Source organism: Corynebacterium sp. HMSC074C04, assembly GCF_001838295.1.
GTDB classification, from domain to species: domain Bacteria; phylum Actinomycetota; class Actinomycetes; order Mycobacteriales; family Mycobacteriaceae; genus Corynebacterium; species Corynebacterium amycolatum.
In genome coordinates, this window is record NZ_KV836272.1 from 436,800 (window position 1) to 451,165 (window position 14,366).

Annotated in this window: 14 protein-coding genes; 4 read left to right on the plus strand and 10 right to left on the minus strand. The window is 58.3% G+C overall.

Annotation, left to right across the window (positions count from 1 at the left end; all coding sequences use genetic code 11):
- Window positions 1–6: 6 nt before the first annotated feature.
- Window positions 7–597, minus strand: coding sequence for a 3-isopropylmalate dehydratase small subunit (gene leuD, locus HMPREF3011_RS06305; RefSeq protein WP_038628602.1), 591 nt, complete (start codon window positions 595–597; stop codon window positions 7–9).
- A 52-nt stretch (window positions 598–649) separates the two neighbouring features.
- Window positions 650–2,077, minus strand: a complete 1,428-nt coding sequence (leuC, locus tag HMPREF3011_RS06310) for a 3-isopropylmalate dehydratase large subunit (RefSeq protein ID WP_038628600.1) — start codon at window positions 2,075–2,077, stop codon at window positions 650–652.
- A 65-nt stretch (window positions 2,078–2,142) separates the two neighbouring features.
- Here leuC and HMPREF3011_RS06315 point away from each other — a divergent pair, with 65 nt between their 5' ends.
- Together HMPREF3011_RS06315 and HMPREF3011_RS06320 are read left to right on the plus strand one after the other, a co-directional pair.
- Complete coding sequence (locus HMPREF3011_RS06315) at window positions 2,143–2,868, plus strand: IclR family transcriptional regulator (RefSeq protein ID WP_038628598.1); 726 nt, start codon at window positions 2,143–2,145, stop codon at window positions 2,866–2,868.
- Window positions 2,868–4,052, plus strand: a complete 1,185-nt coding sequence (locus tag HMPREF3011_RS06320; protein ID WP_038628596.1) for an MFS transporter — start codon at window positions 2,868–2,870, stop codon at window positions 4,050–4,052. The genes HMPREF3011_RS06315 and HMPREF3011_RS06320 overlap by 1 nt, the downstream gene beginning before the upstream one ends.
- Here the strand turns inward: HMPREF3011_RS06320 and HMPREF3011_RS06325 are convergent.
- From HMPREF3011_RS06325 to HMPREF3011_RS06350, 6 genes are all read right to left on the minus strand, one after another.
- On the minus strand, window positions 4,049–5,740 hold the full coding sequence (locus tag HMPREF3011_RS06325; RefSeq protein ID WP_038628594.1) for an ABC transporter permease subunit: 1,692 nt from the start codon (window positions 5,738–5,740) through the stop codon (window positions 4,049–4,051). The genes HMPREF3011_RS06320 and HMPREF3011_RS06325 overlap by 4 nt on opposite strands.
- On the minus strand, window positions 5,737–7,203 hold the full coding sequence (locus tag HMPREF3011_RS06330) for an ABC transporter substrate-binding protein (RefSeq protein WP_038628592.1): 1,467 nt from the start codon (window positions 7,201–7,203) through the stop codon (window positions 5,737–5,739). Before HMPREF3011_RS06330 ends, HMPREF3011_RS06325 begins: the two co-directional genes overlap by 4 nt.
- Before the next feature lie 71 nt (window positions 7,204–7,274).
- Complete coding sequence (locus HMPREF3011_RS06335) at window positions 7,275–8,483, minus strand: MFS transporter (RefSeq protein ID WP_038628590.1); 1,209 nt, start codon at window positions 8,481–8,483, stop codon at window positions 7,275–7,277.
- On the minus strand, window positions 8,480–9,124 hold the full coding sequence (locus HMPREF3011_RS06340) for an ABC transporter ATP-binding protein (protein ID WP_038628588.1): 645 nt from the start codon (window positions 9,122–9,124) through the stop codon (window positions 8,480–8,482). Before HMPREF3011_RS06340 ends, HMPREF3011_RS06335 begins: the two co-directional genes overlap by 4 nt.
- Window positions 9,121–9,735 carry an ATP-binding cassette domain-containing protein gene (locus HMPREF3011_RS06345; RefSeq protein ID WP_224786641.1) on the minus strand — a complete coding sequence of 205 codons (615 nt, stop codon included), beginning with the start codon at window positions 9,733–9,735 and terminating at the stop codon, window positions 9,121–9,123. Before HMPREF3011_RS06345 ends, HMPREF3011_RS06340 begins: the two co-directional genes overlap by 4 nt.
- A gap of 25 nt (window positions 9,736–9,760) precedes the next feature.
- Window positions 9,761–10,699 carry a TDT family transporter gene (locus tag HMPREF3011_RS06350; protein ID WP_246821444.1) on the minus strand — a complete coding sequence of 313 codons (939 nt, stop codon included), beginning with the start codon at window positions 10,697–10,699 and terminating at the stop codon, window positions 9,761–9,763.
- A gap of 69 nt (window positions 10,700–10,768) precedes the next feature.
- Between HMPREF3011_RS06350 and HMPREF3011_RS06355 the strand changes: the two genes are divergently transcribed.
- The gene (locus HMPREF3011_RS06355) at window positions 10,769–11,683 is read left to right on the plus strand and encodes a LysR family transcriptional regulator (RefSeq protein WP_070841299.1); all 915 of its coding nucleotides are present in this window, start codon (window positions 10,769–10,771) and stop codon (window positions 11,681–11,683) included.
- Window positions 11,667–12,092 (plus strand): carboxymuconolactone decarboxylase family protein, encoded by a 426-nt coding sequence (locus HMPREF3011_RS06360; protein WP_070841300.1) that lies wholly within the window; start codon window positions 11,667–11,669, stop codon window positions 12,090–12,092. The genes HMPREF3011_RS06355 and HMPREF3011_RS06360 overlap by 17 nt, the downstream gene beginning before the upstream one ends.
- Here HMPREF3011_RS06360 and HMPREF3011_RS06365 read toward each other — a convergent pair.
- Window positions 12,086–13,117, minus strand: a complete 1,032-nt coding sequence (locus HMPREF3011_RS06365) for an acyltransferase family protein (RefSeq protein ID WP_246821446.1) — start codon at window positions 13,115–13,117, stop codon at window positions 12,086–12,088. The two genes, HMPREF3011_RS06360 and HMPREF3011_RS06365, sit on opposite strands and share 7 nt — an antisense overlap.
- Window positions 13,118–13,266: 149 nt before the next feature.
- Window positions 13,267–14,223, minus strand: coding sequence for a lactate/malate family dehydrogenase (locus HMPREF3011_RS06370; protein ID WP_038628582.1), 957 nt, complete (start codon window positions 14,221–14,223; stop codon window positions 13,267–13,269).
- Between the last annotated feature and the right edge of the window lie 143 nt (window positions 14,224–14,366).

Below are 14,366 nucleotides of genomic sequence, written 5' to 3' on the forward strand. Positions count from 1 at the left end.
TTTGACCTACATCGTCTTCGGCTTGTGGGCCGGACGACTCTTCTCGTAGGCCACAATGTCCGCTTCGTTGCGCAGGGTCAGGGAGACGTCGTCAAGCCCTTCCATCAGACGCCAGCGAGTGTAGTCATCGACCTCGAATGGGAAGACCTGCTCGCCGGCCTCGACGGTGCGGGTCTCCAGGTTGACGGTGAGCTCCATGCCCGGGTTGGCCTCGAGCAACTTCCACAGCAGCTCGACATCAGACTGCTGCATCTGTGCGGCGAGCAGGCCCGCCTTGCCGGCATTACCGCGGAAGATATCGGCGAAGCGGGATGAGATGACGACGCGGAAGCCGTAGTCCATCAGCGCCCACACGGCGTGCTCACGGGAGGAACCGGTACCGAAGTCCGGCCCTGCTACGAGGATGGAGCCCTTGGCATATTCCGGGCGGTTGAGCACGAAGTCGGATTCGTTGTTGCGCCAGTTGCTGAACAAGCCATCCTCAAATCCGGTGCGGGTGACGCGCTTTAGGTAGACGGCCGGGATGATCTGGTCGGTGTCGACGTTGGATCGCTGCAGGGGAACGCCGACGCCGGTGTGAGTATCAAACTTTTCCATGGTGAAAGGTCCTTAGAAGTTCTGCTTGGGGCTGTTGTACAAAGATCGGCGGTTAGAGATCAGCCGGCGCTGCGAAGTGACCGGCGACGGCGGTAGCTGCGGCGACAGCCGGGCTGACCAGGTGGGTACGACCACCCTTACCTTGGCGACCTTCGAAGTTGCGGTTGGAGGTCGAAGCGCAACGCTGGCCCGGGGTCAGCTGGTCCGGGTTCATGCCAAGGCACATGGAACAGCCTGGCATACGCCATTCAGCGCCTGCCTCTTCGAAGATCTTGCCCAGTCCCTCTTCCTCAGCCTGCGCGCGGACCTTTGCGGAGCCCGGCACGATGAGCATCTGGACGCCGTCGGCAACCTTGCGGTCCTTCAGCACGTCGGCGACGGCGCGCATGTCCTCGATGCGGCCGTTGGTGCAGGAACCTACGAAGACCACGTTGACCTTGACATCGCGCATCGGGGTGCCCGGCTTCAGATCCATGTACTCTAGTGCGCGCTCGGCGGCGATGCGGTCGGAGTCCTCGGCGATGAACTCCGGATCCGGCACGGTCTCCCCCAGCGGCACGCCCTGGCCCGGGTTGGTACCCCAGGTAACGAATGGAGTCAGCGCGGAACCGTCGATTTCGACGACCTTGTCGAACTCTGCATCCTCGTCGGTAACCAGGGACTTCCAGTACTCGACCGCCTCGTCCCACTGCTCGCCCTGCGGCGCGTGCGGGCGGCCCTTCAGGTACTCGAAGGTGGTTTCGTCTGGAGCGATCATGCCGGCGCGGGCACCGGCCTCGATGGACATGTTGCAGATGGTCATGCGGGCTTCCATCGACAGCTTCTCGATGGCCTCGCCACGGTACTCGATAACATGGCCCTGGCCACCACCGGTACCAATCTTGGCGATAATCGCCAGAATCAGGTCCTTGGCGGTAACACCATCCTGCAGCTCGCCGGTGACATTGACCGCCATGGTCTTAAAAGGCTTCAGTGGCAGGGTCTGGGTAGCCAGAACGTGCTCAACTTCGGAAGTACCGATACCAAAGGCCATCGCGCCGAAAGCACCGTGCGTTGCAGTGTGGGAGTCACCACAGACAACGGTGGTGCCCGGTTGAGTCAGGCCCAGCTGCGGACCGACAACGTGCACGATGCCCTGTTCACGGTCGCCCATCGGATGCAGGCGGATTCCGAACTCTTCGGCATTCTTGCGCAATGTGGCAATCTGGGTGCGAGAGGTCGGTTCCTCAATTAAATCAATCTGGCCACCGGCTACAGTCGTCGGAACGTTGTGGTCCTCGGTTGCGATGGTCAGATCCGGGCGGCGCACCTTGCGCCCTGCCAGACGGAGGCCATCAAAAGCCTGCGGCGAGGTAACCTCGTGGACGAGGTGCAGATCGATATAAATCAGATCTGGTTCGCCGTTTTCGCCTTGCTTGACAACGTGGTCACGCCAGACTTTCTCGGCCAGAGTCTTCGGGCTAGTGTCCGTGGTGCGCATAGTGGGTGAGCCGCCTTCCGGATATATCGCTTTTATCTCAAAGTATGAGATGTTAATATCATGGCATGGGACAGATTAGCACATCCGAGACGCCAGCTCTAAGTGGCATTAAAGTTCTCGATCGTTCGGTACTCATTCTCAAGTCCGTTGCAGAAACTCCTCGCACCCTCGCCGAGCTCTGCGAGGACACCGGGCTGCCCCGCGCAACCGCCCATCGGCTGGCCACGGCGTTGGAAGTGCACCGCCTTGTCACCCGCACGCCGGACGGCCGCTGGACGACGGGCCCCGGGCTCACCGAGATCACGCCTGTCACCACTGACCTGCTTGCCGACGCCGCAGCGCACATCCTGCCGAAGCTGGTAGAGGTCACCGGCGAGTCAGTGCAGCTCTACCGGCTCACCGGCGACACCCGCACCTGTATTGCCTCCATGGAGCCCGCCACCGGGCTGCGTAACACCGTGCCAGTTGGCTCTCGCATGCCGCTAACCGCCGGCTCCGCCGCACGTGTTCTCCTGGCCTTTGGCCCGGCCAACCTCGCTGAGCGAATGCTTCCCGACGCCGACTTCAACCAACAGGACCTCGACGACTGCCGACGTCTCGGCTGGTCCGAGTCCATGGGTGAGCGCGACCCCGCACTTGCCTCCGTCTCCGCCCCGGTTTTCGACAGCAACCAGCGCATGATTGCAGTCCTATCCGTCTCCGGCCCCGTGGAGCGCATGACTCCGTCGCCCTACGAATGCTGGGGCGCAAAGGTTCTCGGCGCCGCTGAAGAGATGAGCTCCCGACTGTAATGCCCGCTTACCGTCACCTTGTCCTTCTTCTGTCCATGTTCGCGGCGGTCGGTTCGTCCGTCGTTCACATGGGTGTGCCTTTTCTCATCCCATCCCTACAGGAAAACGGCTTAAGCCTCTCCGCCGCCGGCCTCGTCGCAGCAATGCCGGCGGCCGGTATTGTCTTCACGCTCATCGCCTGGGGCTGGTTTGTCGACCGCTATGGCGAACGCGCAGCTCTGTTCGCCGGCCTGACCTCTACTGCCTTAACGACGGGGCTTGCGGCGCTAGCTTCGTCGTCAAGCCCGGCCCTGCTCGGGGCCACACTCTTCCTCGCCGGATGTGCGGCGGCGAGCGTGAACTCAGCATCCGGCCGCGTGGTGTCGGGCTGGTACCCACCGCATCAGCGCGGCACTGCGATGGGCATTCGCCAAATGGCTCAGCCCCTCGGAGCGGCGTTGTCCGCAGTCACCCTGCACCCGCTCGCACAGAATTACAGCATCGGAGTCGCACTCGCGATGCCCGCAATCCTGTGCACCGTGCTGGCGTTGCTTGTACTGATAGGCGTGAAGAATCCCCCACGCCCTGATGCCTCGAACCCCACCGTCACGGCCAGCCCCTACCGGGACGGCAAGTACCTCGTGCGCATCCACATCGCCTCGGCACTGCTGTCCTGGCCGCAGTCGATGATGGGCGCCTACATTCTCGTGTGGCTGTTGTCCGTGGGTTATGCCGATGGCACGGCGGGCACAATTGTGATGGTCTCGCAGCTGCTCGGTGCCGGATCGCGAGCATTGATGGGTGTGGTCTCCGACCGAGTGCGATCCCGCATCCGCCCCTACCGCTGGGTCTCGGGTGCGACCTTTGTTTTGGCTGTCGCAATGATGATTACCAGCTGGGCTGATTGGCGCACGCTTGGAACTTTGCTGGTCTGCGCACTGGCCGTTGCTGTGGTCAGCCCGAATGGTCTTGCTTTCACCGCAGTTGCTGAATACGCAGGTCCCTTCTGGTCCGGACGCGCTATGGGTACGCAGAACACGTTCCAGAACATTATCTACGCTGCAACGCCTCCGGTTTCGGGTGCGATTGTGGCCGCTGCGGGCTTCCCCGCGCTGTTTGCCGTCACGGCCCTGTTCCCCGCCGCCGCGCTGGGTATTGCGCCACGAGAAGACCAGAACCGCAACGGGCGGGTAGAGCTGGGCTAATTAGTCTGTCGCTTGCCGACGAATCGGTCGGTAGCAATGGTTGCGGCAACACCGAGGCTGGCTAGTCCAATCATCGGCCCCCACGCTAGCCACGGCGCCCGCTCGAGATATTGTGTGGATTCGTTGAGGATTACGCCCCAATCTGGACTGCCTACACCTGCGCCTACGCCGAGGAAGCCGAGTGCTGCAAGGGCTATAGCATTATGGGCAATCCTGGTCACGGCATGGCGAACTACTGCTGGAATGGTCGTGGGAAGAACATGCAGCTTCAAAAGGTGCCAACGGCTGGCTCCCATGGTTTGCGCAAATCGGTAGTGCCCGGATGCAGCGGCTTCGTTAGCAACTTCGACGCAATGTACAGCAAGTGGAATCCACCCGACCAAGAACACCGCTATCGCAGCTGTCAGCATCGAGCGGCCCAACACACCAGCCAGAATAAGGCCCAGCAATATTGCGGGTACCGCATTCATGGCGTCTCCGAAGAACTGCACTGGCGCCCCTAGATGCCCAATCACAAGGGCGATGAGTGCGCACACTACGGTCACCAGGATTGCAGTTCCGATAGTGGCGCCGATGCCGTCGGCAAGCCGCGCCCAAATGTCACGACCAAGTTGATCGGTCCCCAGTGGGTGTTGCCAGGACGGTGAAAAGAAGCGTTGCGCAGAGTCGATATCCGCGCTGCGGGGGACTCCCAGCGCAATTAGCACGATAGGAATAATCGACAGGATGAGACTCCAGAAACGTCGACCTCCTGTAGGCCGGCCAACAGTGGCGATGCTTCCTCGCAGCTTCCGCGCATACTGTCCCCGTATTGCCTGAGCCACGAATCCACAGATTATGCCGATTCCCAACACCACAGTCACCGCAGCTTGCAGAACAGGAATATCGCCCGCAGTAGCAGCCGCAACTACGTTGCGCCCAAAGCCCGGCAAATGAAAGGTGACCTCAATTGCTGCGGTGGCTGATAACGTGCCCGCAAAGAACAGCGTCAACTGTGACAGTGTCGGCAGCAGGCTACGCCAAGTGACAAATCGAATAATTGTTGATTTTGGAACGCCATTGGTGCGCCAAGATTCTACCCAGGGCTCTGCCAACGCAGTATCAGCTGAAATCAGCAGCACGCGCCCATAGAGTCCCGCGGCGGGCAGGCCAATTGCCAGCACTGGCAGCACCATATGCGCAGGTGATGCCCAACCGCTTACCGGAAACATCCGCAGTTCAACAGCCAACCACCACAACAGCAAGACCGCCACCACAAAGTTTGGCAGTGCGGCGAGAACCGCTAGCACGCTAGGTGTCCATTTCCCGGCTCGCATCCCCGCAATCCGCGGAAGTACGAGCGCCAGCGCAACGAAGACGCACAACGCCATGGAAGTCGCAGTCAATGCGAACGTAATACCGAAGCCGTTCACGGCCTGAGCGAAAGCATCTTGTCCGGTTACCCACGAGGTGCCAAAATCACCGTGAAGAATATTTGTCGTCCACTGCTGGAGTGACTCCCAAGGCGTTGTCGGCAGGCCATATTCTCTGCGAACAGCCTCAATAAGCTCCGGTGTTATCTCCCGTTCCCGCTCACGGGCACGCAGAACGGCGTATGCGGGTTCCCGTCCTGTCAACCACGGCAACAGGGCCGTGAGGACGAGAAGTCCCACAACTGAGGCAACTACCGCGAAAGCTTTCCGAATCACTTAGCCGTCTTCTCTGTGATCAGGTGGCGCTCCATCGGATCGAGTGCGATACCACGAACATTCTTCGCACCGATTAGTGATTTTTCATGAGACAGCGGAACTACTGCACCATCAGCAACAATTTCCGCGCCGATTCGAGCTGCTGCCGACAGGCGCTCCTCATCGTTGCCAAGCTCAGCGGCCTTCTCAATATCGGCATCTATGGTCTGGTTACACAGCTGCGAGAGGTTATAAGAGCTCTCACAGGTGAAGTCGGATTGTAGGAAGCTGATTGGATCAGCCGCACCGAGCATGTAATTACGGGAGCCGATGATGACATCAAAGTTCCCCTCGAGCATGTCGGCTTCCAAAGAGTTGTAGTCGGCTACCGTGATGTCGACTGTGAATCCCATCTTGCGCAGCTGATCTGCGACGAGATTGGCAACCTCGGGCAGCTCCGCGCGGGAATCCCACGTAGCCAAGCGGATTTCCTTCCCCTTGCCATCCGGCCCCGGCTTGACAGTGGTCTCAGGAGTTGTTGCCGCCCACGGGGCTGAACGATTGAAAATCGCCCCCTTCGGATTCACCGCTTGAGCTTCAAAAATGTCCCTAACCACCGGTTCGGGATCGATTGCAGCGGCTACTTCCTTACGCAGTGCGGCGTCGGCAAACACGCCTTTTTCGGTATTAAAATGCAGGAGATTGACACGAGGTAAATCCACCTTGGACACGTCGACGTCATCGAGGCCGCCAAGCGATGAGATTGGCAACCCCTTCACCAGGTCTTGTTCATCTGCGCGCAGTGCATTCGTACGAGCTGTGGAATCCCCAATGAAAGACAATGTCAGAGTCTCAGTTTCCGGCTTACCATTCCGGTAGTCGGCGAATGCACGTGCGGATACGGTACCGTCTGGATTCTTCGTCTCGAGCTCAAACGGACCTGTACCATGCCCAAAGGGATCAGGCGCGTCCCCTTCAAATGCTGCGGGTGAGAGAACCATAGTTCCCGGGTCGGCAAAGCGCTTCACCAGAATTGGATCATCTTTATCCGAAGTGACGGTAACCTCTCGGTCTCCCGTCGCGGTAGCCTGAAGTCGGTCCTTGCCGAGTCCCTTTGGCCTCGTCGGCGCATCAATGGCATGTGTAAGCGAATTAGCTACGGCCTGTGCATCGACTGGCGCTCCATCGTGAAAAGTCAATCCATCCGGCAGAGTGAATACAACGGTGCGAGCATCTTTCACTTCCCACTTCTCTGCCAGTTCGGGCTTAACGGTGCCCTCGTCATCAATCGCCACAAGCATTTCCGTGGCACCTGCGCGGGTCGACAGGACTGCGTCATCGGAGTATGGCGAGAACTCTGCAACCGGTTCGAATTGCAGGGCTACGCGCAGCGCATCCGCATCACCGCTGCCCTGCGCAAAGCAGGAGGTCAACGCGAACGGCAAAGCCGCAGTGGCCAGAATTAGGCCAATTTTTCGATTCATAAGGCTACTTCTCTTTCGCAAGTGTCTAGGTGGATTTTGAATAGTTGTTTGATGTTGTCTAGTGCTGCTGTCTAGTGCTGCTGTCTCAGCTTGATTAACCCCACGGCTGATATCAGCAATAAAACGGTCATGATTGCCCACGGCGCTGCTGCCAACAACTGTGGGGTCTCGGCCCAATCCAGGGTGGCGCCAACCACAATCGACCCCATTAAAACGGCGAGTCCACCGAAGCTGTTGAGAAAACCGTATGCAGAACCGAGGTCCCTATTCCCGGTTAGTTTTCCGACGAGGTCTTTGGCTATCGGAACTGCAATCATCATTCCGAGATGCATCACTAGCAGCATTGTCACTGCCGGCGCGAAGGCCCACCATCCCTCCATGCGGATAGGTGCGCAGACCGCAATGATGGCGAAGGCAAACGCCATCAGGCCAAAACCGCCACCGATAGCAACCCCTAATGGCAATTTCTCGGCCCACTTAGTCACGGTGGTTTGCAGCCCGATAACAAATACCGCTGAGATGACAAAGAACCAGCTCAGGTATTCATCGCTGCCTGTGGCGCGACGCAGTTCTACCGGAAGAGCCAAATACTGCTGGTTATAGGCGAGCAAATAAGTCGAGTAGAACACCGCAAACACAATGAACGCTCGATTGCGAAGGATTCGCCCCCACGCAGCGGTCATACTGCCACCAGCTGAATGTACACCTTCCCATCTCCGTGCTAACAGCAGATGCATGACAAAGATGCCGGCAAAGATGGCTGCGCCGGCAAAGGAGACAGCTGAAAAACCGATCGGGATCAGCAGCGCACCAATCACGGGGCCGGTGAGTGAGCCCAAACGGGAATAGCTTTCGTCAAGCGCAAAGAGTTGTGCCCGTGTACACACTCCTTGTTTCTCGAGTTCGGCACCCCCACCGGCCAGCAAGGACTCAACTGCAGGCGAGAACAGTGCTGCCGCAAAGCCAATGAGGACAACGCCAAGAAACACCATTGGCACAGAGGTTGCCAGTCCAGTTACCAGGAAACCTACAACGCGAAGCGCAACTCCAACAAGCAACACCTTGATTGCCCCGAAACGATCGGCAAGACCGCCGCCGAGGAAGAACATTCCCTGTTGGCTAAAGGTTCGTACACCGAGCACCAGACCAACCACGACACCGCTGGCACCCAAATTATTCGAGAGCTCGACGGCAATGAACGGGACAACGAGGTAAAAACCGATGTTGAAAAGCAGCTGCGTAATCAACAGTGCTTGAATCTTTTTGGGCAACTGCTTCACGACGCTAGCTCCTCTGCAGCCGACAGAAGCTCAACAACTTCAGGAATATCGGTCTTATGGAGCTCTCCAACCGGGCCGCTAAAGACCGCTTCTCCTGCTGACATGACAATTATGTGATTACACAATCGCAACAAGCTGCTTATGTCATGAGATACCAGCAGTACCGTCGCCTCAGTGCTGAGGAGCACCTCTTCCAACATGGCAGCGGTATCCCTGTCCAGAGCAGAAAAAGCCTCATCGGCAATAATAAGTTCAGGTTTACCAATGAGCGCACGCGCAATTGCCATTCGCTGTCGCTGACCACCAGAGAGCTCATGGGGTCGTCGATACGCAAATTCCGGATTGAGTCCCAGAGATTCCAACATCGCTCGAACATCTCCAGTTGCAAACTCACAAATGCTGTCGATTACCGGTCGATGTGGCAATAACGTGGTATCTGGATTCTGCGGAATATAGCCAATTGGCCCCTGTGCCATAGTGACCGTGCCACTGTCAGGACACAACTGACCTGTCAAGAGACTGATTAGGCTACTCTTGCCCGCCCCTGATCGCCCCATGATGCCAACCACACTTCCCTGCGGAATCGTGAGAGTGACATCGAGGAGCCTACCTTTGCAAGTAACTCCATCGATACTGATCATGCGCAGACTCGCTCTTGCACAGTGCCACTCTCCAAATAGAGGATTCGTGTAGCGATCTTTCGCGCTACTCGCTCGTCGTGGGTGGCAATAACAATGGCTGTTTGCGTGCGCTCATGCAGCTTCCGCAACGCGCCTACTACCTCTAGAGTCGCAATCGGATCCAGCGAGGAGGTAGGTTCGTCGGCAAGCAGCAGCGAAGGAGACGGTTTCATTGCCAGCGCCGCCGCAATTGCGACACGCTGACGCTGACCTCCGGACAACTCCATGGGATAGCGATGAGCCTGTTCTCGGGAAATACCACAAGCTTCGAGCGCATCGAAACCACTATTACGCGCAAGAATTCGTACTTGCCTATCGCAGCGCACAAGAGGATTAAGGCACGCCAAGGTGTCTTGCATAATAAAGCTGGTACGCAGACCTTGTTGGCTTAATGTGCGAAGTAGCGACGTCTTTCCGGATCCGGACTGTCCCATCACCGCGATAATGTCCTTTGGAAAAACATCAAGTTTGTCGATGTGGAGTACATTCAAATCGCCAGCTGATACATCGACATCATGCAAGCGCACTATCGCGGAATCGCCCATTCTCCCCTTCTTGCCAATCAGTTTCATTAAGAGGAGTTTAACACGTTGAACTCTAAATCCGTACTGCCTGCTCCCGCGCCCACCAAACAAATCGAGCCACGCACGCGCTCCAGTGCACAGCCAGTAAACACAACAGCACACCACTGACGGTGTACAGCCACTGCGCTCCAACGCTGTCGCCCAGCATGTGCGTACCAAGGCTCAGCGTGCCCACGGGGAAGGTTGCACCCCACCAACCAGGGCTATAGCCGGCCCAACGGATTACGGCGCGAGTGAATCGTCGTAAAGCAATGGCAGCGAGGAAGATGCCGACAATGAGCACCACAGCGCCGTAAGCGACAGCGAAGGTCCGATCGAAAAGCAGCTGCGCGGCAGCCGTCGACTGACCGACCAGCCCGAGCGGGATCCATGCAGTACCGGCGATGGAATCGGGGATGCGCATGGTGCCAGAGAGCAGCGCGACGTAGCAGCGTACGAAAATTGGCAGGACGGTGATTAGCGCCATCCAGAAGAATATTTGCCCGCAGACGTGATAAAAGGTGCCGTAGTCGATACTCAACTGTGCACCGCTTGTCGCCGCCACCATCGGGGCAACCAGCGCGAGGCCCCACTGAAAAGTTGGTTCGCCTTCGAATCCTCGCAGTTGGCGAAGGCTGACGTAGATTGCCAACGGCGCACCGATCCACCAGGACACCAGCTGCCACGATGAGTTACTAGCTAGCGCAGTCGCAGCACTACCGAGAGCCATGATGCCCATCGAGAGCATGCCCCACGGCGCCATCAGCTTCGAGTGGAAAGGCGGGTTTCGAAGACGCAACCAGCCGACCACGATAAAACCGAGAATGCCCACCGCCATGACGAGAAGAAGCTCCGGAATCACCGGCACGTCATGGATGTGCGCAAGCGTGGCGAAGATGGACGTACCCATCAGAGATCCTGCCCACGCGGGCCCGGCGGGTGCCAGCACATCACGGCGAGAAGAGTTGGTCATGCTCATACCGTATTTGTTCTTGCCACAGCTACAGCTATCACCAAACTCTGTGAGGGGTACCATAAATGCATGTACCCCTCCGCTGTGGCCGAACTCGAAGCACTTCTCACCGCCGCCCGTGCAGGCTCGATCTCCAAGGCCGCGCGTGAGCTAGGCATCAATCAGCAGACCATGTCCGCACGCATCGCACGGGCGGAAAGAGCGCTGGGAATCACCGTCTTCGAACGCTCCCCTTACGGCGTCTCACCTACAGAAAAAGGGCAAGTGCTTATCGACGCCCTCCCAGACCTCCTCGCCGCCTGCCACACGTTTTCGGGCATTGCCGCCAGCTTGCGTTCCGACGATGTTCCCCGCCACCTCACCCTTGCGGTGTCCAACACTGTCGCTGAGCTCTACTACCCCGGCTGGGCCGCCGAGTTCCACCGGCAACATCCCGCAGTCAAACTGTCGATGGTGCAGGCAAACTCCCGTGAGGTGCGACAACTAGTGGCCAACAGTGCGGTGGACTTCGGCCTGGTAGAGGGCGAGGCTGGTCGACACGACCTCGAAGAACGGATCATCGGCACCGACGAACTGGTCCTCGCCGTGCCGACGGGGCATCCGTGGACTGAGCGGGCTGCGGTGCATAATGCAATATCCACCGAGGAACTGCGCACTACCCCGCTTGTTATTCGCGAACCCGGTTCCGGCAGCCGGCAGGTGGTGGAAGATACGCTCGGCACTCTCACCGAGCCCGCCGGCGAATTCGGTTCCCTTTCAGCACAGCGCGCCGGCATGATTGCGCTGGCAGCGCCAACAATCATCGCCCGTGGCGCAATCCGCGATCAGGTAACACTTGGGCGCATCGTCATTGTCCCCACTGACACCCGCTTCACCCGCAACCTCAGCGCCGTCATGCGTCGCGGCAGCGAAACTAGCGGGGACATTTCGGAATTTATCCGCATTGCAAGTCCTATACTTAGCAAGCATGAGCAATCCCAATGATGAACTCTTTTCCTCCGACCGCTATGATGCCGGCATCCAAATTCGCCGCGAGGTAATGGGCGACGAATTCGTCGATGCCGCCCTCGCCCGCAACGCTGGTTCCGACGGAGAGACCCTGCAAAAGCACATCACGGCCACCGTCTGGGGCTCCGTCTGGAGCCGTGAAGGCCTGGCCAAGCGTGATCGCTCCCTGCTCAACATTGGAATGCTCGTCGCTCTGCGCGCCACCGAAGAGCTGCGCGGCCACATCAAGGGTGCCCTCGCCAACGGCCTGACCCGCACCGAGATCACCGAAGCCATCGTCCACGCTTCCGGTTACTGCGGCGCACCGGCTGCCCTTTCCGCGATGAAGGTCGCGCAGGAAGTACTAGTTGCTGAGCTCGGCCCGCTTGACGACGACAATCAGTAGGCAGCCCACGGGCTCACAGGGCCTGGCCTCCGCGTTAGTACATCAGTGATGCGGCGCAGCAGCCACGACAGTGGCAGGGCGATGGCAGTGGTGACGATTGCCACTGCCAACATCGAACCCTGGAAGGTCTGATAACCCATCGTCTTCATCACCCAGTCCATGACCAACACGTGGACGAGGAAGAACTCGTAAGAGACTTCTCCCAACCACATCAAGGCTGGATGACGAAGCCACCTTACCTCCGTACCCAGCGCAATCGGAGCCACGAATGCGCCGGCGGACAGGCCGTACAATGTGGTCTTCCACAACGCCTGATCGACATCATCCGGCACCAAGGTTGCTGGCCCCACATGCGTGGTCGTGGATAGGAAAAACAGCGCTAGCGCTATCAGCCAACTTGCAGCCAAATTAACGCGCCAGCCAACCTTTCGCCCATAGGCCAGCAGCATACCGATAGCGAACCAGTCAAAATACGCCATCGGCCACAGCCGTGCCACCACCGGCAGCAGGTTTTCCTGGTGCGACAGCACAGTCCAGACCGGGCCAATGAGGCCAAAACCAATAATGATGGCCAGCGTCGGACCGGGGCGCAGCCGCCCCTTTGTAACCGTCCAGATGGCAAGCCCCACCAGCGGCAATACCAAGTAGAAGCCGACTTCCACCACCATCGACCACATCTGCGGCAAGCCCGGGTGAATCCAGCCGAATTGGAGAGTCTGAGTAAAAGACATCGACCGCAGCCAGCCCTGCAGACCGCCACCGGCCGGTGGCGGGTCGTCTGCGGCGTGGATGAGGAATGCCGCAGTGACCACAATCCAGTAGGCCGGCAGGACTCGCTTGGCACGACTGATGAAGTATTTCCTCAGGCTAGGCGGTTTCGCGGGGACGTCGTCAGGCGAACCGAGCCAACGTCCTGTAAGCAGAAACGCGCTGAGCACAAAGAAGATGGTGACACCAATTTCGAATCGACCGCTGAGGCGCCCCCCACCAATCGTCCGTGTAATGTCCAGTCCAGAACGCGGCATGCGTGAGCAGGACGCCGAATGCGCCGATTGCACGGATACTGGTTAACTCCGGAACATAGGTGGACTTGGCCGAATTCATGCCAATATTTTAGGAGCGCAAAGTACTTCCCTGTGTTATTTCGGCAAAAGTGGAATCTACATAATTTCTTCTACATGTTCTCGACGGTGCTCAAGATGTACTGAGCAGATTCACGCAGTCGCTCCAGCTCCCAGCTGTTTAGCTGTGGCGACATACGGCGAATAATTCCACCTCGGCCAATCACTGCTGGCATCGACAGCGAGACATCCGGCAACCCGTATTCACCATCCAAGCGTGTACACACCGGGTGGACGCTGTTTTGATCCAGCATCACCGCGCGGGCAATTTCCAAAGCGGAGCGTGCAACACCGGCATTAGTCCAGCCCTTGGCATTGAGAACATCGTAAGCTGCCCCGACTACGGCATCTTGAATTTCTTGCGGTGAAGGCAGCGGCGTGCCATGCCATTTTTCCAGTTCTGTCCACCTCACACCTTGCACGTTCAGCGTGGACAGAATCGGTACGGCAGTAAGACCATGCTCACCCATCATGTAGCCAGTCACTGACTTTGGGTCAATTCCCAGCTGCTTGGCAACTACCCACCGCAGTCGGGCCGAATCTAGCATCGTGCCGGTGCCAAAGAGCTTTTCCGCGGGATAATCGAACTCGGTATGTGCCAAGTGCACCACCGCATCGAGCGGATTAGTAATAAAGAGGACAATCGCATCGAGCGTATGCTTCACGATTCCCGGCATGACATCGCGAACAACTTCCCCGCTGAGCTTGGCCAATCCAGCACGGTCCGGACGGGAATCCGGGTCGTCCGGGTCCGGGAGAATGGACGCACCAGCAGCGACGATAATCATATCCGCGTCGGCGCAATCGCTGTAGTCGCCAGCATGCACATTGACATAGTCCGTGCCGGGAACACCAGTGGACTGGGATTGGTCCAGAGCCTCGCCATGCGCGACACCTGCTGCTGTGTCAATTGTGGCAATCTCAGCGAACAGCCCGGATTCCATGGCATATGTCAGGACATACGAACCGACATGACCGAGACCAATACAAACGAGTTTTGAATGTTTCATAGGTTCGATACTAGGACTGTGGAAATCCAGTGCCGCGGTGGAGGGGTAGGCAATGTAGGGGCACAAGCACGAAAAGCAAAAGCCTCCACCCAATCACGGGCGAAGGCTTGTGCTTTGTATATCTTTGTACCCCGTACGGGATT

Excerpts from the sequence above, each read along its gene's own strand:
- leuD (WP_038628602.1), bottom strand. The coding sequence starts at position 597 with ATGGAAAAGTTTGATACTCACACCGGCGTCGGCGTTCCCCTGCAGCGA.
- leuC (WP_038628600.1), bottom strand. The coding sequence starts at position 2,077 with ATGCGCACCACGGACACTAGCCCGAAGACTCTGGCCGAGAAAGTCTGG.
- HMPREF3011_RS06315 (WP_038628598.1), top strand. The coding sequence starts at position 2,143 with ATGGGACAGATTAGCACATCCGAGACGCCAGCTCTAAGTGGCATTAAA.
- HMPREF3011_RS06320 (WP_038628596.1), top strand. The coding sequence starts at position 2,868 with ATGCCCGCTTACCGTCACCTTGTCCTTCTTCTGTCCATGTTCGCGGCG.
- HMPREF3011_RS06330 (WP_038628592.1), bottom strand. The coding sequence starts at position 7,203 with ATGAATCGAAAAATTGGCCTAATTCTGGCCACTGCGGCTTTGCCGTTC.
- HMPREF3011_RS06340 (WP_038628588.1), bottom strand. The coding sequence starts at position 9,124 with ATGATCAGTATCGATGGAGTTACTTGCAAAGGTAGGCTCCTCGATGTC.
- HMPREF3011_RS06345 (WP_224786641.1), bottom strand. The coding sequence starts at position 9,735 with ATGAAACTGATTGGCAAGAAGGGGAGAATGGGCGATTCCGCGATAGTG.
- HMPREF3011_RS06350 (WP_246821444.1), bottom strand. The coding sequence starts at position 10,699 with ATGACCAACTCTTCTCGCCGTGATGTGCTGGCACCCGCCGGGCCCGCG.
- HMPREF3011_RS06355 (WP_070841299.1), top strand. The coding sequence starts at position 10,769 with ATGTACCCCTCCGCTGTGGCCGAACTCGAAGCACTTCTCACCGCCGCC.
- HMPREF3011_RS06360 (WP_070841300.1), top strand. The coding sequence starts at position 11,667 with ATGAGCAATCCCAATGATGAACTCTTTTCCTCCGACCGCTATGATGCC.
- HMPREF3011_RS06365 (WP_246821446.1), bottom strand. The coding sequence starts at position 13,117 with ATGCCGCGTTCTGGACTGGACATTACACGGACGATTGGTGGGGGGCGC.
- HMPREF3011_RS06370 (WP_038628582.1), bottom strand. The coding sequence starts at position 14,223 with ATGAAACATTCAAAACTCGTTTGTATTGGTCTCGGTCATGTCGGTTCG.